Annotated in this window: 23 protein-coding genes; 13 read left to right on the top strand and 10 right to left on the bottom strand. The window is 59.9% G+C overall.

Going from position 1 to position 26,022, the window contains the following annotated elements:
* Nucleotides 1–107: 107 nt before the first annotated feature.
* From lspA to rarD, 4 genes are read left to right on the top strand one after another with little or no spacing between them, the layout of a single operon-like run.
* Entirely contained in the window at nucleotides 108–629 is a 522-nt protein-coding gene (gene lspA, locus IRY30_RS06825; protein WP_194556689.1) for a signal peptidase II, read from the top strand.
* Nucleotides 626–1,564 carry an RluA family pseudouridine synthase gene (locus IRY30_RS06820; protein ID WP_194556688.1) on the top strand — a complete coding sequence of 313 codons (939 nt, stop codon included), beginning with the start codon at nucleotides 626–628 and terminating at the stop codon, nucleotides 1,562–1,564. The genes lspA and IRY30_RS06820 overlap by 4 nt, the downstream gene beginning before the upstream one ends.
* The gene (locus IRY30_RS06815) at nucleotides 1,557–2,264 is read left to right on the top strand and encodes a hypothetical protein (RefSeq protein WP_194556687.1); all 708 of its coding nucleotides are present in this window, start codon (nucleotides 1,557–1,559) and stop codon (nucleotides 2,262–2,264) included. Before IRY30_RS06820 ends, IRY30_RS06815 begins: the two co-directional genes overlap by 8 nt.
* Nucleotides 2,261–3,169: an EamA family transporter RarD gene (gene rarD / locus IRY30_RS06810; RefSeq protein WP_194556686.1), complete on the top strand. Its 909-nt coding sequence runs from the start codon at nucleotides 2,261–2,263 to the stop codon at nucleotides 3,167–3,169. Before IRY30_RS06815 ends, rarD begins: the two co-directional genes overlap by 4 nt.
* A 39-nt stretch (nucleotides 3,170–3,208) precedes the next feature.
* Here rarD and IRY30_RS06805 read toward each other — a convergent pair whose 3' ends face one another.
* Together IRY30_RS06805 and IRY30_RS06800 are read right to left on the bottom strand one after the other, a co-directional pair.
* Nucleotides 3,209–4,531 carry a D-arabinono-1,4-lactone oxidase gene (locus IRY30_RS06805; RefSeq protein WP_194556685.1) on the bottom strand — a complete coding sequence of 441 codons (1,323 nt, stop codon included), beginning with the start codon at nucleotides 4,529–4,531 and terminating at the stop codon, nucleotides 3,209–3,211.
* On the bottom strand, nucleotides 4,531–5,709 hold the full coding sequence (locus IRY30_RS06800) for an amino acid deaminase/aldolase (protein WP_194556684.1): 1,179 nt from the start codon (nucleotides 5,707–5,709) through the stop codon (nucleotides 4,531–4,533). The genes IRY30_RS06805 and IRY30_RS06800 overlap by 1 nt, the downstream gene beginning before the upstream one ends.
* A 112-nt stretch (nucleotides 5,710–5,821) precedes the next feature.
* Between IRY30_RS06800 and dnaE the strand changes: the two genes are divergently transcribed.
* From dnaE to IRY30_RS06785, 3 genes are all read left to right on the top strand, one after another.
* On the top strand, nucleotides 5,822–9,388 hold the full coding sequence (gene dnaE, locus IRY30_RS06795) for a DNA polymerase III subunit alpha (RefSeq protein ID WP_194556683.1): 3,567 nt from the start codon (nucleotides 5,822–5,824) through the stop codon (nucleotides 9,386–9,388).
* Nucleotides 9,381–9,827, top strand: a complete 447-nt coding sequence (locus tag IRY30_RS06790; protein WP_228503114.1) for an NUDIX hydrolase — start codon at nucleotides 9,381–9,383, stop codon at nucleotides 9,825–9,827. The genes dnaE and IRY30_RS06790 overlap by 8 nt, the downstream gene beginning before the upstream one ends.
* A gap of 269 nt (nucleotides 9,828–10,096) precedes the next feature.
* The gene (locus IRY30_RS06785) at nucleotides 10,097–10,645 is read left to right on the top strand and encodes a hypothetical protein (protein ID WP_194556682.1); all 549 of its coding nucleotides are present in this window, start codon (nucleotides 10,097–10,099) and stop codon (nucleotides 10,643–10,645) included.
* Nucleotides 10,646–10,712: 67 nt separating this feature from the next.
* Here IRY30_RS06785 and treZ read toward each other — a convergent pair whose 3' ends face one another.
* Complete coding sequence (gene treZ, locus IRY30_RS06780; RefSeq protein ID WP_194556681.1) at nucleotides 10,713–12,404, bottom strand: malto-oligosyltrehalose trehalohydrolase; 1,692 nt, start codon at nucleotides 12,402–12,404, stop codon at nucleotides 10,713–10,715.
* Nucleotides 12,405–12,434: 30 nt separating this feature from the next.
* Here treZ and IRY30_RS06775 point away from each other — a divergent pair, with 30 nt between their 5' ends.
* From IRY30_RS06775 to IRY30_RS06765, 3 genes are read left to right on the top strand one after another with little or no spacing between them, the layout of a single operon-like run.
* Nucleotides 12,435–13,085 (top strand): YigZ family protein, encoded by a 651-nt coding sequence (locus tag IRY30_RS06775; RefSeq protein ID WP_194556680.1) that lies wholly within the window; start codon nucleotides 12,435–12,437, stop codon nucleotides 13,083–13,085.
* A gap of 31 nt (nucleotides 13,086–13,116) precedes the next feature.
* A complete protein-coding gene (locus IRY30_RS06770) occupies nucleotides 13,117–13,365 on the top strand; it encodes a hypothetical protein (RefSeq protein ID WP_194556679.1) in 249 nt (82 codons plus the stop codon).
* Nucleotides 13,362–13,745 (top strand): RNA-binding S4 domain-containing protein, encoded by a 384-nt coding sequence (locus tag IRY30_RS06765; protein ID WP_194556678.1) that lies wholly within the window; start codon nucleotides 13,362–13,364, stop codon nucleotides 13,743–13,745. The genes IRY30_RS06770 and IRY30_RS06765 overlap by 4 nt, the downstream gene beginning before the upstream one ends.
* 27 nt (nucleotides 13,746–13,772) lie before the next feature.
* Here the strand turns inward: IRY30_RS06765 and IRY30_RS06760 are convergent, their stop codons facing one another.
* From IRY30_RS06760 to IRY30_RS06735, 6 genes are all read right to left on the bottom strand, one after another.
* Nucleotides 13,773–14,837: a GTP pyrophosphokinase gene (locus tag IRY30_RS06760; RefSeq protein ID WP_194556677.1), complete on the bottom strand. Its 1,065-nt coding sequence runs from the start codon at nucleotides 14,835–14,837 to the stop codon at nucleotides 13,773–13,775.
* The gene (gene treY, locus IRY30_RS06755; protein WP_194556676.1) at nucleotides 14,834–17,167 is read right to left on the bottom strand and encodes a malto-oligosyltrehalose synthase; all 2,334 of its coding nucleotides are present in this window, start codon (nucleotides 17,165–17,167) and stop codon (nucleotides 14,834–14,836) included. The genes IRY30_RS06760 and treY overlap by 4 nt, the downstream gene beginning before the upstream one ends.
* Nucleotides 17,168–17,172: 5 nt before the next feature.
* Nucleotides 17,173–17,658 (bottom strand): hypothetical protein, encoded by a 486-nt coding sequence (locus tag IRY30_RS06750; protein WP_194556675.1) that lies wholly within the window; start codon nucleotides 17,656–17,658, stop codon nucleotides 17,173–17,175.
* 56 nt (nucleotides 17,659–17,714) lie between these two features.
* Nucleotides 17,715–18,524, bottom strand: a complete 810-nt coding sequence (locus IRY30_RS06745; RefSeq protein ID WP_194556674.1) for a BRCT domain-containing protein — start codon at nucleotides 18,522–18,524, stop codon at nucleotides 17,715–17,717.
* Nucleotides 18,524–20,722, bottom strand: coding sequence for a glycogen debranching protein GlgX (gene glgX / locus IRY30_RS06740; protein ID WP_194556673.1), 2,199 nt, complete (start codon nucleotides 20,720–20,722; stop codon nucleotides 18,524–18,526). The genes IRY30_RS06745 and glgX overlap by 1 nt, the downstream gene beginning before the upstream one ends.
* Before the next feature lie 109 nt (nucleotides 20,723–20,831).
* Nucleotides 20,832–21,395, bottom strand: a complete 564-nt coding sequence (locus IRY30_RS06735) for a TetR/AcrR family transcriptional regulator (RefSeq protein WP_194556672.1) — start codon at nucleotides 21,393–21,395, stop codon at nucleotides 20,832–20,834.
* A 24-nt stretch (nucleotides 21,396–21,419) separates the two neighbouring features.
* On the opposite strand from IRY30_RS06735, the gene IRY30_RS06730 reads away from it, so the two are divergent.
* Together IRY30_RS06730 and IRY30_RS06725 are read left to right on the top strand one after the other, a co-directional pair.
* Entirely contained in the window at nucleotides 21,420–22,043 is a 624-nt protein-coding gene (locus IRY30_RS06730; protein WP_194556671.1) for a hypothetical protein, read from the top strand.
* Between the two features lie 4 nt (nucleotides 22,044–22,047).
* Nucleotides 22,048–22,602: a hypothetical protein gene (locus tag IRY30_RS06725; RefSeq protein ID WP_194556670.1), complete on the top strand. Its 555-nt coding sequence runs from the start codon at nucleotides 22,048–22,050 to the stop codon at nucleotides 22,600–22,602.
* An 11-nt stretch (nucleotides 22,603–22,613) separates the two neighbouring features.
* Here the strand turns inward: IRY30_RS06725 and IRY30_RS06720 are convergent, their stop codons facing one another.
* On the bottom strand, nucleotides 22,614–24,521 hold the full coding sequence (locus IRY30_RS06720; protein ID WP_194556669.1) for a hypothetical protein: 1,908 nt from the start codon (nucleotides 24,519–24,521) through the stop codon (nucleotides 22,614–22,616).
* Nucleotides 24,522–24,706: 185 nt separating this feature from the next.
* Here IRY30_RS06720 and hisD point away from each other — a divergent pair, with 185 nt between their 5' ends.
* On the top strand, nucleotides 24,707–26,008 hold the full coding sequence (hisD, locus tag IRY30_RS06715; RefSeq protein WP_194556668.1) for a histidinol dehydrogenase: 1,302 nt from the start codon (nucleotides 24,707–24,709) through the stop codon (nucleotides 26,006–26,008).
* Nucleotides 26,009–26,022: the final 14 nt, after the last annotated feature.

The following is a 26,022-nucleotide window of genomic DNA, read 5'->3' as shown; positions in this document are numbered from 1 at the left end:
CGCCAAACAAGGGAGAGCCCGCAGAACCGCGCACAAACCGAAAGCCACCACGCCCAACCCCATTGCCGATTCAAGACTGTCCGGGCCGCCTACTAGACTGTCTTCTTGTGAATTCCAAACGCTTGTCGGGCATCTCGCTGCTGCTGTTGCTGTTGATCATGGGCGTAGATCAACTGAGCAAGTGGTTGGTCGTGGAAAATCTCGAGCCGCGCACTTCTTACCCCATCATCGGGGAGTGGTTCCGGCTCTTTCTCATCCGCAACCCGGGAGCCGCGTTCTCATTCGGAGTGGATGCCACGTTGATCTTCTCCATTTTCCAGATCATCGCCACCATCATTTGTGTGGTGGTTCTGCTGCGCGTGCGCACCTGGTGGGCGGCCACCCCAGCGATCCTCATCGGTGCTGGTGCACTGGGCAATCTCATGGATCGCATCTTCCGTTCCCCGGGTGGCTTGCATGGCCATGTGGTGGATTTCTTCTCCTTCGGCAATTTCGCCATCTTCAACATCGCTGATGCATCCATCACCGTCGGTGTGGTGACGTACTTGTTGTACACGGCTTTCGTCGAACCAAAATTGATTGCGGAACGCAAGGCCGCCGTGATGGTTGAAGAAGAGGAGGCACGATGAGCGGGGAGAATCGTGTGGTTCCGGTACCCGATGGGCTCGCCGGAATGCGTGTCGACGCCGGCCTGTCCAAATTACTTGGTCTTTCCCGCAACATCGTGGCGGAAATGGCAGTCAATGGACACGTTCTCCAAGATGGGCAGGCTGTCGGAAAATCGGACAGGCTCGTCGGTGGGGCGTGGCTGGATGTCACGTTGCCGGAACCGCCGCGGGATCTCACCGCTGAACCTCCGCAGCATGTGGAGGGCATGAACGTCCTGTACTCGGATGATGATGTGATCGTGGTGGATAAACCGGTGGGCGTGGCTGCTCACCCCACCCTGGGCTGGGAAGGGCCGACAGTTACGGCTGGTCTGGCCGCAGCAGGTTTCCGGATTTCCACCTCTGGCCCGCCTGAGCGCAAGGGCATTGTGCAGCGACTGGATGTGGGAACGTCCGGGGTGATGATCGTGGCGGCTTCCGAACGTGCGTACACCATTTTGAAGCGCGCGTTTAAGGAGCGGACGGTGTCCAAGACTTATCACGCGCTGGTGCAAGGCCACCCCGATCCCACGGTCGGAACTATTGATGCCCCGATTGGTCGTCATCCCTCGGCGGGCTGGCGTTTTGCGGTCCGCGATGATGGCAAACACGCAATCACTCATTACCGCACCTTGGAAGCGCACCGGCAGGCGTCGCTGGTAGAGGTGAAATTGGAAACCGGCAGGACTCATCAGATCCGCGTGCATTTTTCTTCAATGCACCATCCATTGGTGGGGGACCCGATGTACGGATCGGATCCCAAGCTGGCGGAAAAGATGGGTTTGGTTCGGCAGTGGTTGCATGCCGTGTCTCTGGGCTTTCCGCACCCCAATGGTGAGTTCATGACCGTGACTTCGCAGTACCCAGAGGATCTTGAACAATCATTGCGCGCGTTGCGGGAGGCTAACGGTGTCTAAGGATTCGCAGTACCGGGCACGGCTCTCTCAGCAGGTGCCGGTGGATAAAAAGCGCAGTAGAGAGCTGGATTGGGAAGATACCCGCCGTCCTGCCTGGGTAGCTTGGCTGGCAGGGCTGTGCCTGTTGGTGCTGTTTATCGGCATTCTGGGGCTATCGGCTTCTGACCGGGTATCCGCGCCGCAAAACATCAACGGGGATCAGTTGGGTCCCTTTGATACCGCGAGTAACCAGGAGTACTTCCAGCAAGCAGAGCAATCCCTGCGGGATATGCAAGGGGAGCAGGCGCGATGGGCACTGGTCACCCCTAAAGATGAAGCCAACCCAGTGGAGTTGACCGAGCCGCTCCGCGATCCCGAACTGCGCGTGAGCACGCTGCTTGTGGGCCCGGTGCAATGGGTTCTGCCTGAACCGGCCAAGGGATTGCAGCGCAAGGACGTGTTGCAGCAAGCCACCCGGAGCATGGCTGCGGGCGCGGGCCTACGGGAAAGTGACATCAAGGCCGAAGGCGTGCTGGTGTACGGCACTCCCGAGCAGCTCAGGAAGATTGCCGAGCAGCCGAAGATCGCTGCCGTGGAACCCGCTGCAGCTGATGCAGTGTACGGCCGGATGGGTGTGCGCCCGGTGTCTGCGGATAGTCCTGGCATGAACGCGCAGGGCCAATCTCCACAGGGCCAGAAACCCCAGGGAGGCGCGAAATGATCTGGGGCTTCTTGGCATATGGAATGTGGGGCTTGTTCCCCGCCTTCTTCCCCTTGCTCAAACCAGCCGGTCCGCTAGAGATCCTGTCTCACCGCTTCCTCTGGACGTTCGTGTTCATGGGATTGGTGCTGGCCGTGGTGGGCAACCTGGGCAAGCTGCGCAAGATCACCAAGCTGGAGTGGTTGTTGGTCACCGCTGCGGCCATCGTGATCTCCGTGAACTGGGGCGTGTACGTCTATGCAGTGAACAGCGGCAAGGTGGCGGATGCTGCCCTGGGCTACTTCATCAACCCCCTGGTAAGCGTGTTGCTGGGAGTGATCGTGCTGCGGGAATCGCTGCGCCCACTGCAGAAAATCTCGGTGGGGTTAGCTGCCGCGGCTGTGATCATCATGACCATCATGCTGGGTACACCGCCGTGGATCCCGCTGCTACTGGCCGTGAGTTTTGGCCTGTATGGATTGCTGAAAAAGCGAATCACTCTGAGCCCGCAGATCTCCCTCATGGCAGAAACTATGGTCCTGGCTCCCGTGGGTGTGGGCTACATTTTGTGGCTGCAATCCCAAGGCAGCAACACCTTTGTGCAGGATGGGCCCAGCCACGCGGTGCTCCTGATGTTGGCGGGCGTTGTCACGGCACTACCGCTGCTGTGTTTCGCTCGGGCAGCGCATGCGCTGACCCTCACCAGTTTGGGAATGATCCAGTACATCACCCCCATGCTGCAGATGCTCTGGGCGGTGTTCGTCACCAAGGAATACATCGAGCCCGGCAGGTGGGTGGGCTTCGTGATCATCTGGGTGGCGCTGGCCATCTTCATCGCGGATCTCTTGCTGCGCACCCGAGCTGCTCGCGCCGGGAAACGCGAACGAGCCGCCGCGCAATCGGCATCCGCGCAGGCAGCAGATTAACCAGCCAGCAGCCTAACCAGTCAACTACCAACCAGCGAGCTAAACCAGCCCAAACATCCGCTCCAGCAGCGGATTGACGAACACCCCCTCCGGATCAACCTTCGCCCGCAGGCGGGTCACAGCAGCGAAGTCCTCGTGCCTCTCCAGCAGATCCTCATGACCCAGGGTGTGGAGCTTGCCCCAGTGTGGCCGGCCTTCAGCTTCCTTGAAGATTGGCTCCAGGTGCCGGAAGTACGCCCACTGATCCTGCGGGTGGTGGCGGTGCACCGCGATGTAGCAGGATTCCCGCCCCTTGGCGGTGGAGAGTGGAACATCGTCAGCGCTGGTCGCACGCACTTCGATCGGGAAGAGCACCTGCTCGCCACAGGTATTGATCGTGTGCTGCACTTCCTTGAGCACCTCGGTGGCATCGGCCAGTGGCACCGAGTATTCCATCTCGTTGAAGCGCACTCGGCGCTGCGAGACAAACACGTCGTGCGCCGCATCGGAGTATTCCCTTTGCGCCAAGGTGCTGGCGGAGATTCGCGCCAGCGTGCGCGTGGTGCTGGGCACCCATCCGGAGAGGTAGTTCATGGCTCCGAACAGCACGTTGTTCAGTAGTTCATCGGCCATCACTTCTTGCCAACGCGCAATGGGTGACGTTTGCACATCAGCGGCCCGGCGCGTGTTGGTTTTCACGTGTGCCACCTTGGTGTGGGGGAACCAGTAGAACTCCAGGTGATCCGCAGCGTGCGCCCTATCGGAGAACGTATCAACCAGGGGGCCCAGGGGCTCGGCGGCTTCTTTGGCCTCCAGCACGAAGGTCGGCACCACGTCCATCTCTACCTGCGTGATGATGCCCAGCGCGCCCAAGGAAATCCGCCCCAAGTGGTACAGCTCGCGGTCCAGTTCATCGGCCGCATTGGGGTGAGCATCGTGAATGGAGCCGTCCGCGGTGATGATGCGGAAACTCCGGAGCATCCCGGCAAACCCGGTGTGGTTGACTCCCGTGCCGTGGGTTCCGGTGCTGATCGCGCCCACGATGGACTGCGGGTCCACGTCGCCCTGATTCGCCAGCGCTACACCCAGGGGCCGCAGCAATTCCGGAAGATCGCGTAACCGAGTGCCCGCGTGCAGGGTCACGGTCATGTTGTCCCGGTCGAAATGCACCAAGCCACTCAGGTTGTCCAAGTTCACCAAAACGCCCGCGGTCTCCGCGAGCGGCATGAACGAGTGCCCCGCGCCCACCGCTTTGACCCGGCTGCCGGTTGTCGCGGCCTGCTGAATGAGCTTCACTAATTCGGCTTCGCTGCGCGGTTGCGCGATTTCCTTCGGGTTGGCGCTGACTGATCCAGACCAGTTATTCCATGTTGCACGTGCCATTACACAAAACTCTTTCTCTCGCCCCGGTAGGTGGCCCATTCATCAATAACCCGACCCTGGGAAACCACCACGATTGAATTAAAATATTCGGTCTGCTCGCCGGCTTTGGAGGGGCGCATCCACACATGATCCCCCAGTTTCAGTTCTGCAGCTGCATCGCCACTCAATGGGGTCTGCACTTCTCCGAAACCTTCCATGGTGTTGGTGGAAAGCTCGGGTGGCCAGGCCACGTGCGGTAGTCGGTCCTTTCCAATGGGGCCCGACGCCACCCTGCCTCCACCAGCAACCGTCACAGTGTTTGCTGCTGGTCGCCGAACCACGGGTAGCACGAACCATTCTGCGGGCTGGGGAGTGAACTGCTTGTAGTGATCAAACAGAGCCGAGCCGATGATTCCCGATCCCGCGCCGATCTCCGTGACTGCGTCTTCCGCAGAGGTGTTCTCGATGGAACCGGTGCCGCCACCGTTGACGAATTCCAGCGGAGGTTTGCCCAGGCTGCGCAAACGGGCATTCACCGTGTTCACGATCTTTTTGCGCCGAGGTGCCAGTTCTTTGGTGGAGGCCCACTTCATCAGCGACACGACCCGGGAGGTGTCCGTGGTGCCGGCAATCTGCCCCTCATAGGCGAGCAATCCAACGAGTTTGAACCCGGGGCGGGTGCACACCGCATCGAGGAATCCTCGCACCTCGGAGACGCTGTGGAGAGGGGAGCGCATGGCTCCGAGGTGTAGCTTTCCCAGCTCGAGGCTAGCGTCGATATCAACACATAAACGCACCTCACCACGTTGATCAGTAGGCGCCACCGCATCGATGAAATCCAGGTGCTCCACGGAATCAACCACCAGCGTGATGCTGTTCAGGGCGCGCTGGTCTGCGAAGAGCGCGCGCAGGGCGGAGCGATTGGCGGTGGGGTAGGCCACCACGACGTCGTCGGAGGCGCCCGATTCCACCAGCCACAGGGCCTCGGTGAGGTTGTAGGCCAGGATGCCGTGGTAGCCCGGCAGTTCCAGCACGCGCTTCATCAGCTCGCGGATGCGGATGGACTTGCTGGCCAGGCGAATGGGGGTGCCATTCGCGCGGCGAACCATGTCTGCGGCGTTTTCCAGTGCGGCGTCTAAATCGAGGACGGCAAACGGCGCGTCCAGGTGTGCAACTGCGGAACGAATATCTTGCTTCACAGGGGATAGACTACGGTGTGATTAACGCTCCTTAGGGAGAATTCAGCAACATCGCCGGGAAGATGCTTTCCTCGGCAAAAAGATTACAAAAAAGACAGTAGGAAGCGCGTACATGGCTAAATCTTCTTTCGTCCATCTGCATAATCACACCGAATACTCCATGCTCGATGGCATGGCCAAGGTGGATATGCTGGCCGAAGAAGCGGCGCGCCAGGGGATGCCCGCGGTGGGCATGACTGACCACGGCAACATGTACGGCGCGGATTCCTTCTACCGGGCGATGACCGCCGCGGGCATCAAGCCCATCATCGGCATCGAGGCATATATCGCGCCGGAGTCCCGCTTCAGCACCACCCGCGTGCGCTGGGGAAACCCGGAGCAGAAGCGTGACGATGTCTCCGCCTCCGGTGCTTACCTGCACCAGACCATGGTTGCGGAAACTGCCCAGGGCCTGCGCAATCTCTTCTACTTGAGCTCCATGGCCAGCTATGAGGGCCAGTACGGCAAGTGGGCACGCATGGATGCCGAGCTGATTGCCGAGCGTGCTGAGGGCATCATCGCCACCACCGGTTGTCCTTCCGGCGACGTACAAACCCGCCTGCGCTTGGGACAGTTCGATCAGGCAGTGGAAGCCGCCGCGATGTGGCAGGACATCTACGGCAAGGACAACTACTTCCTAGAGCTGATGGACCACGGGCTGGACATCGAAAAGCGCGTCCGCGATGACCTTCTGGAAGTGGGCCGAAAGCTGGGCATCCCGCCACTGGTGACCAATGACTGCCACTACGTGCTGGAAAGCCAGGCCAAGGCGCACGAGGTCATGCTCTGCGTGCAGTCCGGCTCCACCATGGACGAGCCCACCTATGACGAAGGTGGCAAGCGCTTTGCCTTCTCCGGATCGGGCTTCTACCTGCGCACGGCAGAAGACCTCCGCGCGCAGTGGGATCACGTGGTGGAAGATGGCTGCGATAACACCCTGCTGGTGGCCGAGCGCGTGCAGGATTACAGCGAAGTGTGGGACGAGCACCCGCATGACCGCATGCCAGTGGCGGAAGTACCCGAGGGTTACACCCCGACCACCTGGCTGATGCACGAGGTGATGGAGGGCCTGGACAAGCGCTTCGCCGGCGAGCAGGTGCCACAGGAATACATCGACCGGGCGAAGTATGAAGTCGAGGTCATCGACATGAAGGGTTACCCTTCCTACTTCCTCATCGTGGCCGAGCTAATCCACTACGCCCGCTCCGTAGGCATCCGCGTGGGCCCCGGCCGTGGTTCCGCTGCTGGTGCGCTGGTGGCGTACGCGCTGACCATCACAAATATTGACCCCATTGAGCATGGGCTGCTCTTCGAGCGCTTCCTCAACCCGGAGCGTCCGTCCGCACCGGATATCGATATCGACTTCGATGATCGACGCCGCGGCGAGATGATCCGCTATGCCTCCGATCGCTGGGGTGAGGACAAGATCGCTCAGGTGATTACTTTCGGCACGGTGAAGACGAAGCAGGCCATCAAGGATGCCGCGCGTGCGCACTATGGGCAGGCCGGTTTCCAGATGGCAGACCGCATCACCAAGGCGCTGCCACCAGCGATCATGGCCAAGGACATCCCGCTGACGGGCATCACGGATCCGAACCATGAGCGCTACGCAGAGGCCGCCGAGGTGCGCCAGCTCATCGAGACCGATCCCGATGTGAAGAAGATCTACGATGACGCGCTGGGCTTGGAAGGCGTGGTTCGCCAAGCCGGCGTGCACGCTTGTGCGGTGATTATGTCCAGCGTGCCGCTGCTGGATTGCATCCCCATGTGGAAGCGCAAGCAGGATGGCGCGCTGATCACCGGCTGGCCATACCCAGCCTGTGAGGCCATTGGCCTGCTGAAGATGGACTTCCTGGGCTTGCGTAACCTCACGGTGATCGGTGATTGCATCGATAACATCAAGACCAACCGTGGGGAAGATCTGGACCTTGAAGGTCTGACCACAGACGATAAAGCCGCCTACGAGCTCCTCGCGCGCGGCGACACCTTGGGTGTGTTCCAGCTGGACTCCGGTGGTATGCAGGAGCTGCTGAAGCGGATGCAGCCCACCGGCTTCAATGACATCGTGGCCGCATTGGCCCTGTACCGTCCGGGTCCAATGGGTGTGGGTGCGCACTGGGAATACGCGGACCGCAAGAATGACCGCAAGCCGATTGTGCCCATCCACCCAGAGCTGGAAGAGCCGCTGCAGGAAATCCTGGAGGAGACCTATGGCCTGATTGTGTATCAGGAGCAGATCATGAGGATCTCCCAGAAAGTGGCTAACTACACCGCTGGCCAGGCCGATGGTTTCCGTAAAGCCATGGGTAAGAAGAAGCCAGAGGTGCTGGCGAAGGAATTCGCGGCCTTCGAGGCCGGCATGAAGGACAACGGTTATTCAGACGAGGCCATCAAGCAGCTGTGGGACACCATCCTGCCTTTCGCGGGCTACGCGTTTAACAAGTCGCACGCCGCTGGCTACGGCCTGGTGAGCTTCTGGACCGCGTATCTCAAGGCAAACTACACCGCCGAGTACATGGCCGCGCTGCTGACCAGCGTGTCTGACAAGAAGGATAAATCCGCGATCTACCTGGCGGATTGCCGCCACCTGGGTATCAAGGTGCTCTCCCCGGATGTCAACGAGTCCGCCTACACCTTCCAATCGGTGGGAACCGATATTCGCTTCGGCCTGGGCGCCGTGCGAAACGTGGGTGAAGAAGTGGTGGAGTCTATTGTGGCGTCGAGAAAAGAAAAGGGCGCGTTCAAGAACTTCTCCGATTACCTGGACAAGATCGATGCCGTGGCGTGTTCCAAGCGCGTGACGGAATCGCTGATCAAGGCGGGCGCGTTCGATTCGCTGGGCCACCCGCGCAAGGGTCTGGTGCTGGTTCATGAGGGCGCGGTGGATGCCGTGATCAACACCAAGAAGGCCGCAGCGAAGGGACAGTTTGACCTGTTCGCCGGGCTGGAAGACGATGCCGCCGGGGATGTTTTCCGCGTGGAGGTGCCGGATCACACGTGGGAGCGCAAGCACGAGCTGGCCTTGGAGCGAGACATGCTGGGCCTCTATGTCTCCGGCCACCCGCTGGATGGTTTCGAATCTGCGCTAGAAGCTCAGGTGGATACGCCACTGACCAAGGTGCTTTCCGGTGAGCTGGCGGATAACCGCGAGGTGCGCATCGGCGGCATCATTTCCTCGGTGGAAAGGCGCGTGGACCGGAAGGGTTCGCCGTGGGTGATTGCCACGCTGGAGGATCACCACGGGGCGCAGGTGGAACTGCTGGTGTTTGCCAAGACGTATCAGCTGGTGGCGCCGCAGATTGTGGAAGATAACATCGTGCTGGCCAAGGCTCGGGTGCGCTACAAGGAAGACCGCATGAGCCTGTTCTGCGAGGACCTGAAGTCCGCAGAGCTCTCCGCTGGTTCCGGAACGGGCGTGCCGCTGCGCCTACACATGCGCGTTGACCAGGCCACTACCGACAACATGAATCGGCTCAAGCGCGTGCTGGCACAAAACAAGGGCGATTCGGATGTGTACCTCACGGTCGTCGATGGCGACGAGCAGGTGCAGTACATGCTCGGCTCCGAGATGCGCGTGAGCAAGTCGCCGTCCCTGATGGGTGACCTGAAGGCTGCCACGTGGGAGGGCATCTTTGCCTGAGCCTGTTTCCTCGCGGGCGGTCATCGAGGTCAGCGCGGTAGTTTTCTTCGATGCCCACCGCCGCATGCTCACCGTCCGCAAACGCGGCACCGAGCTATTCATGCATCCCGGCGGCAAGCCCGAACCGGGGGAGAGTTCAGTCGAGACTGCCGTGCGCGAGGTGGCCGAGGAGCTCGGCGTGCGCGTGCGACCCACCGAACTCACGTTCTTGGGAACCTTTGTTGCCGACGCTGCCAATGAAGCCGACACACTAGTCAAAGCTCATTTGTTTGAGTATCGCGCCGGGGATCCGGCGGAGAATGCGGCAGTGCTGATTTCTCACTCTGCTGCGGAGATCGAAGAGCTGCGGTGGTTGGACTTCTCTGAAGGTGTTGAGCTGCCCAATGACCTCGCGCCACTGGTGACTGAGGCGGTGCTCCCGCTTTATGGGCGGGGCTAATTGGGCTGAGCTGGGGGCTGTAGAGAGTGAAATGAACCCAGACTATTTTTAAGTGATGGCTCGAATCCGGAATAAGGATCGCACGCAACAGCGGCATTAGCCGCCTGTTCGATTTATGGCCATTATCTTATTCATATGACTGCAAAAGTAAGTATTCAATGCAGTTCGAGTTGCTCGGTGTTAGACAAGTCATAGATCCTTGATGCACGTTTATTATTTTATTAGCGTGATAGGGAAAGTATGGAGTCTATTTGAGAAAGGGGTGGATAATGTCAACTCGCATTGGTACGAAAGCTGTGGCATTACCCGTGGCACTCTCCACTTCATTTGCTGGTGTGGCATGCGCCTCAGAACCGGATAATGCGCTTAATTCGCAGGTTTCCACCACTCAAGCCGCGGTAGAGAACCAAGGTCAAGTGGACGAATTTGTTCGCTTTGTAGATACCGTTCCTGATGAGGAAGTTGTGAGCGGGTCTAATGAGCAAACGATGACAAACCTACGGAACCGTTTCGACTCAATGAATCATGGCGTGGTGCAGAACCCTGCATTAATCGCCACCATCCTTAACGGTGATCAGATGCCTGACAACGATGTGGTCGAGCTCGCTCGCAACATCAAGCGCGCCGGGGGAGGCATGCAGACACAAGAGATTATTAAGCGAGCAGGTGGAATCGATGAGATCATCGCAAGTAATGGCGATTCTGCCGATGTGAGCGACCTGGCGGATAAGCCGCGGCGAGCAGAGGAAGAAAAAGCGTTTGTTCTTTCCCTCGCGACCGGCCTAAAGCAGGTATCAGCAGATTCTCCCGAAGAGTAAGCGACTGCATTGGGCTGTTTTCTCAACATTGACTAGAGGTTGAGAAAACAGCCTTAATCTCTACTCGTTAAGAGCTCACAACTCGATAACCCCAGCCATCCAGCTCACGCGCTGGTTCGTCGCTCAGATTGACCGTGAGCGTGACCAACTTTTCTGGGGCTTGGTAGACCAGTTCGATCCACCGGCCGGAGATATCCACCTCTCTAGAACCTGCAGGATCATCACCCCCGCCTAGCTCCTCAGAACCCGTCACCGGCGCCACCGTGAACAGCTCTTCGCTCAGAGGCTCGTCAGAGTGCCAGCGCACATCCACCAGCTCCGCCTCCGCCAAGTGCAAGTCCTTACGCAATTGCAGTAATTCCTTGTACCCGGCAAGTACGTGCGCGTGATCACCTTCGGTCCGCTCAGACCAGTTCAGCTTGGATTCCAGGAATGTCTTCTCCGCAGCTGGATCCGGAACCTCCTCCGGATTCCATCCCGCGCGGTCGAACTCCCGCATCCGCCCCTCGCGGGTCAAGCGGTTGAGCTCCGGATCCTCGTGATCCACGAAAAATGCGAATGGGGTAGAAGCTCCCCATTCTTCGCCCTGGAATAGCATCACCGTGAACGGGCTGATCAGCACCAGTGCAGCCTTGGCAAGCTGCTGTTCCACGCTCAGGTTCATGCTCGGCCGGTCACCTGCAGCGCGGTTGCCTGTCTGGTCATGCGTGGTGGTGTAGACCACGAACTGTGAATAATCCGGAGACTGTAGTGCTCGGCCATGCGTGCGCTCGCGGAAGCTGGAGAAGCGCCCATCGTGCCAGAACACCCGCTGGAAGGTGGTGGCCAGCACCTCAACCGTCCCGAAGTCCGCATAATAAGCGTGGTTCTCACCAGAGACAGCGGTGTGGATCGCGTGGTGAATGTCGTCATTCCACTGCGCCACCCCAAAACGCTCCGTGTACTTCGGATCATTCTGGTCAGTCTCCGCGATTACATAGCTGGGCGAAGCCACGTCCCGAATCTGCTCGATAATGCTCACCGCCCCCACATCATCCAGCGCATGCACTGCATCCAGCCGCAACCCATCAATCCCAAACTCCTTGGTCCAGATAGCCACTGAATCCAGAATGTACGTGCGCACCTCATCGGAGAGAGCCCCCTGAATATTCACCACCTCACCCCAACCCGTGGAGCCACCGGTGGTGTACGGGCCAAATACGCCCGTGTAGTTGCCATCCGGCCCGAAGTGGTTGTAGACCACGTCCAGAATCACCGCGATGCCCTTCGCATGCGCAGCTTCCACGAAACGCGCCAGCGCATCCGGACCGCCGTACACCTCAGAGACTGCGTGCCAGCTCACCCCGTCATAACCCCAGTTGCGCTGACCACCGAAAGGCTGCACAGGCAGCAGCTCCACAGCGCTCACACCCACATCAAGCAGGTCATCCAGTCGCTCAATCGCAGAATCCAGCGTTCCTTCTGGCGTGAACGTGCCCACGTGCAGCTCATAAATCACTTCACCGCGCAGCGGACGGCCCAAGGTCTCAGCGGGATGCTCATTAATCCAGACCTCGGAGAGACCATGGATGCCATCGGGTTGGCGTCGAGAACGAGGATCCGGAAACACCGGCGACCCATCCACGCTAAAGCCATAGCGCGCCCCCGGCTCACGCGGTTCGGCCAGCTGGAACCACTCCCCGTGGCGCTCCATGGGACGGCGCGTGCCATCCAGCTCAATCTCAACGGAATCGGCCTTAGGTGCCCAGACACTAAACATGAGCTCAACCCTAACTGCGATAATGCACTCATGCCCGCCAACCACACTCCATACCTGCGGCCCAGCACTGGGGAATTCAGCGCCGAGATTGAAATCAAGCGCTCTCGGTTCATCGCTCTGGTTCAGCGCACTGAGGATGAGGAGGAGGCACGTTCGTTTATTAACGACGTCACCTCCCGCTATCCAGATGCCCGCCACCATTGCACGGCATACATCCTGCAGCAGGATCAGGCCTTGCCCATCGAGCGATCCAACGATGACGGCGAACCCTCCGGCACCGCGGGCCAGCCCATTCTCGAAGTGCTGCGTGGTACGGAGATGCGGGATGTGACCGTGGTGGTGGTTCGCTACTTCGGTGGGGTGAAGCTGGGAACCGGCGGGCTGGTGCGCGCCTATCAGGACGCGGCGAAGAAGGCTCTTGAGCAGGTCACACGGGTTCGACGCACCCCGCTGTGGCTCTACACCGTGCACGCCGAGCATGCCGAAGCGGGGAAGTGGGAGGCCGAGCTGCGCGGGGAGGGCGTGGAGATCATCTCGACAGAATTTGGGGCGGACGTGGAGATGACCCTGGGCGTGGGTTCGGGGGAGCGCGGCCGCTTGGAATCTGCCGTGGCGCGGCTCAGCGGAGGTAGCGCCGAGCTGCAGGAGGCGGGGCATCGCTGGGTGGATCAACCCGTGTGAGCACGTTGGGCTGCACGTAGAATGGCTAACCATGGATATGGAAAAGAAAGCAAAGATTGATCCGAACAAGGATCTGGTGGGCGCACGCAAGCAGCAGATGGCGAAGAACGTCTATGGCGCTCGCACCGTGGCGGTCGTGGGCCTGGTGAGCTTGGGCGTGGGTCTGTTCCTCCTCAAGACCCCGCTGCTTAGCGTGGTTGTCCCCGTGATCTGCCTGTTGGCCTTCGTGTACTTCGGCGTGCAGATCAAGAAGATCCTGGATCACAAGGACGAGTGGTGAGCCCTGCCGCGCAAGGCGGTTCTGTTCGTATCGACGCCTGGGTCTGGGCAGTCCGGCTCTATAAAACGCGCAGCGCAGCAGCTGAGGCGGTACGCGCCGGGCATGTGAAGCTCAACGGTGTGGCCGTGAAGCCTGCGCAATCGGTGGCCGTGGGGGATACCGTGCGCGCCTGGGTGAATCACCGCGAATTCATCGTGGAGGTGGCGCAGCTGCACGCTAAACGGGTGGGTCCGGCCATCGCCCGGGCAGCCTACGTTGATCATTCTCCGCCTCCGCCACCGAAGGAGATTCTGGCCTCAATCCCTCGGCGCGAGCGTGGAGCTGGGCGCCCCACGAAGCGTGAGCGCAGGCAGCTGGATCAGCTGATGGGCAAGGGCTAGCGCTGAGCGGTCGCTAGGGTTAGGCACTCACTTCTTGTGGGGCTTTTTCTTTCCTCTAGCTGAGGCTGGCTTCTTCTCATCGGCCTGGATTTCCCGCTGAGGGGCTTTGGTGTTTTCCAGATCCGCCATGGTGGTCTGCCCCAGCTTCTGCCAGCGGTTGCCCAAGCGACCTGGCCGGCTGGAAGAGTCATCGCCGATGTGCACGGTCTTGCGAATGTGCTCTCGGCCGTAGACAAAGAGCAACATGTCATCCAACAACCGCACCTGACCTGGAGGGTAGGGGTAGTTGTAGGCCTTGAAGAGCTTCTCCAAGTTCTCCGGGGTGAGGAGTTCTGCGAGCTGCTCATACGTGGTGATCTCGTGGGCGGCAAGCATATCTACGGCATAGCCGTAGTACGCCACCCGGGAGGCGGGGAATTCCTCGCCGAAGACCAGGGTGAGGAAGCGCGCCAGGGTGACTTCCTTGATTTCGCCGGAGAAGTGGCTGGCCAGGTTGGTGGCCTTCTCCGCGGTCTCGGCGATTAAGTCAAACTGCTGATCCGCCAGCTCAATGAGCCCGGCTGCCAGAGTGAACGCGCGGTGGATCTCCGGATTCGCAGTGCCGGAAAGGTTCTTGTAGCGGATATCGTGCTCAAACTCGGCCCACGCATGCTGGAGCACGGTGCGCAGCTGAATCTCCATGAGCATTCCGCCCAGCTGCGGAACGCGGACGATTACGTGCTGGGAAGAGTAGCCAAAGCGGCCGCGCCGGGCGGTTTCCGCGGCCTTGTCCACCACGGCTTCCACCTGGAACAGACTCTCCATGACCGCGAGAAGCTGCGGGATTTCCGAGGAGTGATACGTGATCACTCGGGCGCCCAAGATGTCATAGGCACTGTGGATGTCCACGTAATCCGGGTAGTTGGGATTATCGATCTTGGTCATGAAGCTATCGCGGTCCTTGATGCGGACCACCACCTGGTCGTAGGTGATGCCAGCATCATCCAGCGCATCCTGGATAACGCTGCCGATTTCCGCCCGGATCCCCGGGTTCTCCGCCACCCAGAGGTCGTATTGCTTTACCTCGCGGGGAGTTTTCTTCTTCTTGCTCATTTCATCCTCGTCAAAAGTGCCTGCCCCCGATCAGCAAACACGTCCTTTAGTTGCACCTCACCCTGCCAGATTGTGCCGCCGCGCAGCTGGTCTTCCCACAGACCTTCCGGCAGAACCACAGTGGTATCTCCCCAGCCGCCGGCTCGCTCAACGGTGATGGGGCGACGGGTGACCAGGGTGATCACGTTATCTCCGCGCAGCATACCGACTATCGAGCGATACAGGGAACCCTTGGCCATGACGGGTAAATAGGATTCCCCATCGAGATCCCAGTGGGCGCGCACGCGCAGAGCCGTGGCGATCAAGCTCAAGCGTTGCTCATCCGGAGTGGTGATATCCCCGCGAGAAACCCGATCCAAGGTATCCAGGCGGGCGTCGAAATCAACCTTTCGGCGGTTGTCCGGATCCACCAGCGAATCCGTGAAGAACTCCGTGCCCTGGTAGATATCGGGGATGCCCGGGGACATCAGCTGCAGCAGCTTCTTACTCAGCGCGATCTGCTCGCCGCCGTGGCTGATCAGCTGAACGAAGTTGCCGATGAGCTGGCCGTGGTCATCAATCACGCGATCAATCCACTCGTGGATGGAGGTTTCAAACTCTTCATCCACATCAAACCAGGTGGTGCGCACGCCGGTTTCACGCATGGCCTTGGTGGCGTACTCATGCAGGCGCTCGCGCACGTCCTCACCGGGCTGACCCTGGCTGGGCCATACTCCGATGATGTTCTGCAGGAGGAAGTGGCACGTCATGCCATCCACGTAATCAATGGCGGCGCACAGGTCCGCGAATTCTTCCCGGACCTCGGTGATCGCGGTGATGCGAGAGCGCACGTCCTCGCCACGTTTCGTGTCATGCGTGGTCAGGGCGGTCATGGTGCCCGGCCACAAGCGCACGCGCTCTGCCTGCAGCATGTGATACTCCGCCAGGGACACACCGAAGCGACCGGGGGCGCCACCCACTTCCTGCAGGCTGATCAACCGGGAACCGCGGTAGAACGCGGTATCTTCCACGCCCTTGGCCATAACCGCGCCACACACCTGTGCGAAGCGGGTGTTCGCCTCACCCCGTGCGAGCAAGGCGGAGGAGATGAGGTCCAGCGCATCAGCTCGTTCGGGATAGCGGGTTAGGGTCTTCGCCAGAATGGTGCTGGTCACGCGCGAAAGCGACTGGTAATCAGCGCGGTAGACGGGCATCGCGGCCACCAGGCCCACCAGGGTTTCCTCCAGCAGGTCATCGGAGACTGATTCGCCCGTGGTGGACCAGTTATCCGCGCGAACTGCGCGGGCCAAGCGGCGAACCTCAGCCGCCAGCTCAAAGCGGGCCACGTCAGATTTCAGCTCTTCTTCGGCCAGCTCAAATGCTGCATAATCCCACTTGGAACCGGTCCACTCTTCAGCCACGTTGCTGAGCTCACGCACCGAATTGCGGTTGACGAACACGCCATCGAACTCACGCAGGGCGTCATAACCCGTGGTTCCGTTCACGCTCAGGCGCGGATCCAGAGGTTCGGAGACACCCAGGATCTTCTCGATCAACAACCAGCGATCCTCGCCGATGAGGTTGCGCAGATTCTCCAGGTACCCAAACGGATCCGCCAGACCATCCGGGTGATCCACGCGCACGCCATCAATCAGATCCGCTGCCAGCAGCTGGTTCAAGATCCGGTGGGTATGTTCAAAGACCACAGGATCTTCCTGACGAAGCCCCGCCAACCCGTTGATGGAAAAGAAGCGACGGTAGTTGATGATCCCATCGCGCCAGAACATCAGGCGGTAATGCTGCCTATCGTGGACTTCCTGAGGCGTCCCCTCGCCTGTTCCTGGGGCGATGGGGAATTCGTTGTCGTAGTAGCGCAAGATATCGCCGTCAATTTCGAGGGCCTGGATGTCATCCTCGCTACCGAGCACGGGCAATCCCAAACGCCCGCCCGCACCGTTATCCGCAGACCAGTCGATATCGAAGTAATTAGCGAACTCCGATTCCTGGCCCAGCTTGAGGACATCCCACCACCACTCATTGAGGGAGGGATCATCCACACCCACGTGGTTGGGGACAATGTCCACCACAATCTTCAAGCCCGCTGCGTGAGCGGATTCGGCCAGGGATTTCAGACCCTCCAAGCCACCGAGTTCTGGGTTCACCGTGGTGGGATCAACCACGTCATAGTTGTGGGTAGATTCCGGCGGCGCGGTGAGAATCGGGGAGAGGTAGAGATGGCTCACACCTAAGCGGACAAAGTAATCGATCCGCGCCTCCGCATCAGCGAAAGTAAAGGCTTGGGAAGGATCACTGCTGGGACCGCGTAATTGCAGTCGATAGGTGGCAGACATGCTCCCTACTGTAGGGGAAGTGCTAGGCAGTAGCCTGCGGACAAGTCCAGGGGCCCGATCCACCCTGGCACCACCTGTGCCTCCGCCGCCGCGCACGCGCGGAGTTCTCCGTCGCGGAAATATACGGCGGGCGTGGCTCCCAGAGTGATCTCGATTGATTCCGCCAGGAGCTTGGCCACCGTGGGGTGAGCCAGCAAGCAATCTGCCGGGAGTGCACCGTCAACCACTCGAAGCGCCGCCCATCGCATCACCCCGGACTCAGTGAGTTCCTCTTCCCACCGGTACTCCAATGCCGTGCCACGCTGGGCATAGAGCTGGCGCAGGCGCTCCACGATCTGATCTGCTCGCTGATTCCACCGCGCGCTTGCCCGTCCAGGCCCCTCTGGGATGGATGCGCATAAGCCGCTGCCCAGCGCCACGAATTGGGGCGCAGTTCCCGCAGATGAATGCGGGATTTCTTGGGCAGCGGCTTCAGTGGTGAGAGTCAGCATGAATAGTCAGACTCCGCAGGTGTGCAAATAGTTCTCTGTGAACCAAAATCTTCTGGTTAATCCTTGCCCGCAACTTCTTTACCCACAGCTTCGAGGAACTCAGAGAACGTGATGATCTTGATCTCCTGGCCTTTTTCCTGCAGCTCGCGGGCGCGCTTCTCCTTGCTGGTGACAGACGCCCATTCGCCCACCACCAACATCGTGGTCTTCTTGGTCACATTCTTACCCACCGTGCCGCCGGCATCAGCAATCATGTTCCACACATCACCCTTGTCATAGGGCTCCACATCGCCGGTCACAGTCACATTCTGGCCGTAGATCGGGTTATCGATATCCGCGTCCTCATTAGCCTCCGGCACCTCATCAGGCGTGGCGACCTTGGCCCACGGAGCTGGGGTTTTGTCGGACTTTTCTTCCGACGCCACTCCTACATCGCCCGCACCGCTGAGCCATTCATCGGGGGAGACAGCCGCCTGCGCTGAGTCAGCGGAAGAATTCGCAGCAGAATCAGTCTTCTTACCCTGGTTTTCCGCAGCCGAACTTGCAGCAGGCTCGCGAACATCATCCAAGTCATATCCGGCCTGGAGGTTGGTCAACCGCTGGTGAACAGCGAGGAAATCCTCCAAGTGCATGGGAGAGAAGTTCACGCGCGTGCGGACCAGTTCTTCCTGATCATCACGGGAAAGCAGCTCAATCCAACCCGGGGAAAGCCCATCCGGAGCCTGCAGGTCCCAGCCGATGAGCTGAGAGGGGGAGAGCTCGGCGTCGGGAAAAAGGGACGAGGAGACCGAAGAGCGCGTGACCTGCACTGATTCGGGGGTGATGCTAACTTCCGCGCTGCGAGCGGGGAGTGTCGGGGTGCTCATCAGATCATCTCCTTGTCCATGGGCCTTTGCAGGATCACAACGCTACGCCCGTGGACGCTCAGGGTGTCCTTGGCCACGAGCACGCGTTCGGAATCCGGCACGCCGTGGCGTTGGTGGGTATCGAGGATCACGTTCCACTGCTTTTCCTCGCCCGGATCCACGTGCATGACGTTTTCTCGGGCGGGCATGCGGAATTCCAGCGGCTCATTGTGGGCGTTGAAGCACATCAGGAAGGAATCATCTTCCACGCGGCGGCCTTGCCTATCTGGCTCACCGATGGCCATGCCGTTGAGGTGCACCATGAGTGATTTACCGAAGTGCTGGGACCAGTCCTCCTCGGTCATCACGCGCGCCTCTGGGGTCAGCCAGGCGATATCGCGATCCGCCACATCCTCACCCAATGGGCCTCCCGCGAGGAAACGGCGGCGGCGGAACACCGGGTGATCCCGACGAAGTTTGAGCAGGTAGCGGGTGAATTCCATCAAATCGGAATCCGCGTTTTCCCAGTCCATCCAGCTGAGCTCGTTGTCCTGGCAGTAGACGTTGTTGTTGCCCTGCTGGGTGCGGCCGATCTCATCACCGTGAGCAATCATCGGCGTGCCCTGGCTGAGAATCAACGTGGTGAGGAAGTTACGACGCTGCTGCTGGCGCAAACTGATGATGTCTGGGTCCTCTGTTGGTCCCTCCACGCCGCAATTCCATGAGCGGTTGTGGCTCTCGCCATCGCGATTGTCTTCGCCATTGGCGGAGTTGTGCTTCTCGTTGTAGCTCACCAAGTCATTGAGCGTGAATCCATCGTGCGCAGTCACAAAGTTGATGGAAGCGGTGGGGCGACGGCCGTTGGAAGCATAGAGATCCGAAGAACCGGTCAGGCGGGAGGCGAATTCTCCCAGCGTGGCGGGCTCGCCGCGCCAGAAATCGCGCACCGTGTCCCGGTACTTGCCGTTCCATTCCTTCCAGATGGTGGGGAAGTTGCCCACCTGGTAGCCGCCTTCGCCCACATCCCACGGCTCGGCGATCAAGCGCACCTGGCTGACGACGGGATCCTGCTGCACGAGGTCGAAGAACGCGGAGAGCCGGTCCACATCGTGGAACTCTCGGGCCAGGGTGGAGGCGAGGTCAAAGCGGAAGCCATCAACGTGCATTTCCGTGACCCAGTAGCGCAGAGAATCCATGATGAGCTGCAGCGTCTGCGGGTGGCGGACATTCAGGGAGTTACCGGTGCCGGTGTAATCCATATAGTGCTCGCGGTCGCCATCCACCAGGCGGTAGTAAGCCGCGTTATCAATACCGCGGAGGCTGTAGGTGGGCCCCATGTGATTGCCTTCAGCGGTGTGGTTGTAGACCACATCGAGGATCACTTCCAGGCCAGCATCGTGGAAATTGTGCACCATCTGCTTGAACTCAGCCACCGCGCCTTCAGCGGAATTGGACGCAGCATAATCCCGGTGGGGGGCCAGGAAGCCCAGGGTGTTGTATCCCCAGTAATTGCGTAGTCCCTGCTCGCGGAGGCGATCATCGTGCACGAACTGGTGCACGGGCATCAGCTCCACGGAGGTGACACCCAGGTGCTTGAGGTAATCGATGGTGGCGTGGTGACCCAAGCCTGCATATGTGCCGCGGAGGTGCTCGGGAACACCGGGCAGGGTGGCGGTCATGCCCTTGACGTGCAGCTCGTAGATGACCGTCTCATGGTCTTCGATCTTCGGGCGACGATCATTGCTCCAGTTGAAGTACGGGTTGATCACCACTGAACGCATGGCGTGCGGAGCGGAATCCTCCTGGTTGCGTTCTTCAGGATTGAAAATGTCGTAATTGAACAGGGAAGAGTGGGAGTCAAAAGCCCCATCGAAGATCTTGCCGTAGGGATCCATGACCAGCTTGGAGGGATCGCAACGGTGACCGTTCTCTGGATCCCACGGTCCGTGGATGCGGTAGCCGTAACGCTGCCCGGGGACGATTCCCGGCAGGTAGCAGTGCCAGTTGTGGGCATCAACTTCATCGAGCCGGATCCGGGTTTCGAGCCCGCGCTGATCGAATAAGCACAGCTCAACAGAGGTGGCTACCTCGGAGAAGAGGGAAAAATTGGTTCCGTTGCCATCGAAGGTGGCCCCCAGTGGGTAGGCCTCACCAGGCCACACAACGAGGGGTGCACCTGGGGCCCGCAAGCCACTTTTATCCGCCAATCCATAAGACATAGTTGTCTAGTCTAACTGGCTTCAAGACAGCGCAACGTGCGCAGCGGGTAGCGGGTATAAGTGGGGGAATTCAGCGCGGGTTTGCGGCGGGGCTCACGGTCGGAGCTACTCAGGGCCGGAGTGGCTCCAGGATCAGTTCCACTTGTTCGCGAATCTTCTGTGGTTCGGGGGTGGGAAAATCAGTGGAATCTTCCGAATTTCCCAGTGCGGCCGCCACAGCTTGTTGTGCCTGCACGTCCATGGCCGCACCCAATAAAAAGTGGAAGCACACCGCGCCCCGCGTCCCAGCTAAAGCTTCCAGCTCTGCCCGCACATCTCGATCCAAAGTTCCAGAAGCCATGGCTGCCAGGGTGATCTCCGCACCATCGCGCAGAGAAGTGAGCGCTTGGTAAATATCCACGCACAGCTCCACCAGCTGATCCCACTGCAGCTGGTCCATCTGTGCGGACGGAGAAAGCCCGGTTTCCTCCCGCGGAGCAATGGCCGGGATATCCAGCAGCAGATGATCCGCGATCGCCCCCAAAAGAGCTTGCTTGCTGGAGAAATGCCAATACAGCGCACCCGGCGCCACGTCCAGCGAGCGGGCGATTCTGCGCATGGTGAGATCAGCCAGGCCGTAATCCCGAAGGATTTCCAGAGCCTGCGCCAAAATAGTGTTGGGGTTGAGCTGCACGGTATTCAGGGTAGTCTGCTTGACATGACACAACGTAAGACTCTCCTGGCTGCCGTGATGGTGGTCCCTCTTTTCCTCGCTGCCTGTGGCTCTGATGATGAGGGTTCCACCGAGACTTCCGCTTCCAGCAACGCGTCCACCAGCGCGAGCCAGTCTGAGGGCAAGGAAACCAAGCCAGCCGAGAGCACGTCTGCATCCGCCTCCGGAAACCCTTCCGAGGCAAACCCCGAGGCAGATGCAGCTGCCGCCGAGCAGCAAAACGCTGCTGAGGAAGCGTTGGCCCAGCCTCACGAACCACGCGTTCCCGCCGGTGGAACTGCATCGGGCGATGACACGAAGGCCATCTCCGATCTCACCTTCGGCCTGGCTGCCGGTGGCAATAACGTGGGAACATTCCTGACCTACACGGTGGATAACTCCTGCTCCGAGTACAAGAATCGCTATGGTGGCGATGCCAAGCTCCGCCAAGAAGCCGAAACCGCCAAGGAACTGACATTCGATCAGATCGGTGGCACTGCCCCGTCCATTTCCGACGTGCAGAATGTGCGTGTCAACGGCGATCAGGCAACCGCTGACGTGACGAGCAACGAGGGTGCGCAGTCCCTCAATTACGTCCGCGAGGGCGGCAAGTGGACGTTCTGTAACTAGTTCTTTGAGTCACATCGTCATCCCCTCAAAGGGGAAAACTTCCAGCAGACGCCGCCGCGCGCTTCCCCAAGCAATCGCCGATGGCGCGTTGTTCTTCGTCATCACCATGGTGCTTTTTGGCATCGCGGGTGCCGTGTGGGGAGGATTTTTCCCCACCACGCAACTGCAGGTTCTGCCCAATGAGGGGTTGGAAGAAGTCCCCGGAACCGCCGATTCCGGCTTCCGCGGCTTCCTCATTTTTGCCGGCGTGACCTGCGCACTCGGGTTGATCCTCGCGTGGTTCGCGTTCCGAAAATTCCGCCGCGGGCTCGGACAATTGCTCTGGGTGACCGCCTGCATCGCCTGCGGAACCTGGTGGTTCATCTTCCTCGGATTACAGGTGGTTACTGCCGTAACCCCGGATTTCGACGCCAACTCTGCCCAACCCGGCGATATTCTCCACATCGTGGATTTTGTCTCGCCGTGGCCTGGCATCATGCTGGCCCCAGCAGTAGCCATGTTGACCTACTGGATTGGTGCGGTCACCAGCTCTGACGAGGAATTCCTGCGCCACCCGTGAGGATTGGCGGGCTATTCAGTCTTCCGGAAGTCCAAGATGTACTGGTAGTGCTCCACTAGCTCGCTGATCACGGGATCGAAGTCCGCGTCTGTCTCCTGATGCCAGAGTTTGAGATCGGGTAGCGCAGTGGTGGCTTGCGTGATCGCGCTATCGGCCTCTGAGGTATCGCCCAGTGCGAGGAGACCTCCGGCCAGCGTGAGCCAAGACATGGACTCCTTCATGGGGTCATTGGCCACTCCGAATTGCTCCGCGGCCTTTCGCGCATGAGTGATGACTTCATCTTCTTCCACCACGATGTGCGCCATGGTCAGGTGCCATTCAGCAACATTCCAGGCGATATCTTCTGCGGCCATTTCCTCTGCAGAGGGGGCATCCTGATTCGATCCTGGGTTATCAAAGCTGCGGTCATTGGCGCTGTGCTCATCGGCACCTTGGCCATCGACGCTGCGCAGAAGTTCCCGCGCCTCGTGCATGAGCTCAATAGCCTCGTGATATTCCAGATCCCCACTCATGGCCAGGGACTGCAATACCTGGGACGCGTTGACGTACTGCCCGGCTTGCCGATACAGCTGCGCACGCCGATCCTGCAGCTGCAGCACTTCCGTATCCAACCCCAGCTCTAGGCCAGCAAAGGTGGCGATGGTGTAGCAGGCGATGGTGCGTTCCACGTTCGGCGTGAACTCTGACCATTCCGCTACCGCGCGGGCATGATCCCAGGCCTCCTGGTGCAACCCGGACATGAAAGCCGCCTGGGAGAGCATGGCTCGCATGTCCAAAATGGCAGGGCACATGGGAATGCCACGGGTGGCTTCCACCATGCGCGAGGCCAATGCCCATGCGTCCCCTTCCCGCCCCAGCGCAGAGAGAGTGCGACAAGCCAACTCAGCGCGCTCCAGCGCGAGCGCGGGAGCCTCAATTTCTAGGGCGATCTCTGCACAGCGACTCCAATGCGTCGCTACTTCCTGATCCGTGTCCACAGAGGTGGCGGACTCATCGGCCAAACCGAAATCGGGAAGATCCAGCAACTCCTGGCCCATGCCTTCGGGATTCAGATGCTCCTGGCGGGGAATCATCGCGGCCTGCAGATTCTCGAGCATGGCAAAGTGGCCGAGCATGAAGTGGGCTTCGAACTGAGCCACGGGTTGCGTGGTGAGTTCCAGCACTTCGCGGGCCATTTGCTTGGCTTGTTCCAAACGCCCAGCGGCCCAATGCTCTTGAGAGAACCAGAGCAGTTTATCGGCCTGTGTTGAGGAATTTTTACCAAAGCGTCGAACCATGGTGGCGAAAAATTCCACCAGCTTGGCTATCTGTTCCGAATTGAGAGCGGGCTGAACTTCGCGCGGCTCAGAGGAGCCAGCAGAGTCTGCGGGCATCTCGTTCGAGCCGGAGGGGACCGGCGCATCTCCGGACAATAGATTAGTGGCCACGTTGTGCGCGGTAGTGGCAGCTGCGGTCAGCATGCTGGCCTGGCGAGGATCCGCCGTTTGCCACGTCAGATTGGGGTCATCCTTGACCGTTGGCGAATCTGCATGTGGGCGCCATTGGTTCATTCGCTCGGCGATATCGGCCAGGAGTTGATCCGCGGGAGGCAGGGGAAAGACGGGATGAGAACTGCGATTCAGGGAGAGATAAGCCAAATGAGACCTGGCGATGAGCGCTGCCTCGTGGTTATTGCTCTGTTTGGCCCACGACTCGAGACTGAACAGCGCTTGCACGGCCTCATCATCCAAACCCAGCCAATCTGCAGCTGCAGCGCGAACAGAGTAGTAGTCGCCCAGTAGCTCCTGGGGAATCTCCTGCTCATCAACCAGCCAGAAGTGCTGGGCGTAATCATTAATGAGCTGCCAGCTGCGCTGCGTATCGCCAGCGGCAGTGGCCGAGGCGGATTCAGTGAGCAGTGACGTGATGGTCTGTGCCATGGGACTCCATCCTCTCCGAGCTCTACTCAAGGTGGGCATATGTGGCAGTGCAAGCAGATGAATCACATGTCTTCGATTCACCCGAGCACCTGGATTGTCTTGGGCGCTGAGTAAGATCGCTCCATAGGTTAGAAAATCCACCCTAGTGAAAAGCGTGGATACGTGTTTTGAGGAGGACATCGCCGATGCTTAGCCGGATTGATCTCAGAGGTCAGACCCCCACCACGTCCGAACTCCGCCGCGCGCTTCCCCGTGGCGGCACGGACGTGGATTCGGTGATCCCCACCGTGGCACCCGTGGTGGAGGATATCCGCCAGCGCGGAGCAGCTGCCGCCTTGGAATACGGGCAGAAGTTCGACGGCGTGGTTCCAGAGTCCGTTCGCGTGCCGCAAGAAGTCATGGATCAGGCTCTGTCCTCCCTGGAGCCAGCAATCCTCGCGGCCTTGGAAGAATCCATTGGGCGAGTTCGCGCTTTTCACGCCAGCCAAAAGCCGGAAGACCACACCGTGGAGATCGTGCCGGGCGGGCTAGTCACGGAGCGCTGGGTTCCCATCGAGCGTGTGGGATTGTATGTGCCCGGTGGCAAGGCGGTGTACCCATCTTCAGTCATCATGAATGTGGTGCCGGCTCAAGAGGCTGGCGTCGAATCCCTAGTAATCGCCTCACCACCACAGCCAGAAGGCTGGCCTCACGCGACCATCCTGGCTGCCTGCGCCCTGCTGGGAGTGGATGAAGTGTGGGCTGTGGGTGGTGCGCAAGCGGTGGCGCTCATGGCGTATGGATGTGCCGAAGAAGAGCTGGAACCCGTGGATCTGATCACCGGGCCGGGCAATATTTTCGTCACTGCGGCTAAGCGGCTGGTGCGAGGAACAGTGGGCATTGATTCCGAGGCAGGACCCACCGAGATTGCGATCGTGGCTGACGAGACTGCAGATGCAGTGGAGGTGGCCTATGACCTGATTAGCCAGGCTGAGCATGACCCCATGGCGGCTTCGGTACTCATCACTACGTCTGAGGAATTTGCCGATGCAGTGGATCGCGAAGTGGACGCGCGTTATTCAGTGACGCTGAACGCGGAGCGGGTGAAGGAAGCGCTCGAGGGAGTGCAAAGTGGCATCGTGCTGGTGGATTCACTGGATGCAGCCGTGGCCGCGGCAAACGCTTATGCGGCCGAGCACCTGGAGATTCACACTCGTGATGCTGAGCAGGTGGCAAGCAGAATCGTAAACGCCGGAGCCATTTTCATTGGCCGCTACAGTCCAGTGCCGCTGGGGGATTACTCCGCGGGTTCCAACCATGTGCTGCCCACCTCTGGCTCGGCGCGTCACAGCTCCGGGCTGTCCACACACACGTTCCTGAAGTCCATCCACGTGGTGAATTACGACAAAGCCGCGCTGCAGGACGTGGCGGATACCGTGATTGCGCTGTCCAAGGAAGAGCGCCTTCCCGCACACGGGGAAGCCATCTCCGCGCGCTTCAATCATTAATCCTCGTTTCGACG

The sequence above is a fragment of the Corynebacterium suicordis DSM 45110 genome (genome assembly GCF_015351405.1).
Taxonomy (GTDB): Bacteria; Actinomycetota; Actinomycetes; order Mycobacteriales; family Mycobacteriaceae; genus Corynebacterium; species Corynebacterium suicordis.
The sequence above is the reverse complement of the archived record's forward strand: the minus strand, read 5'-3'. Positions and strand labels throughout refer to the sequence as shown.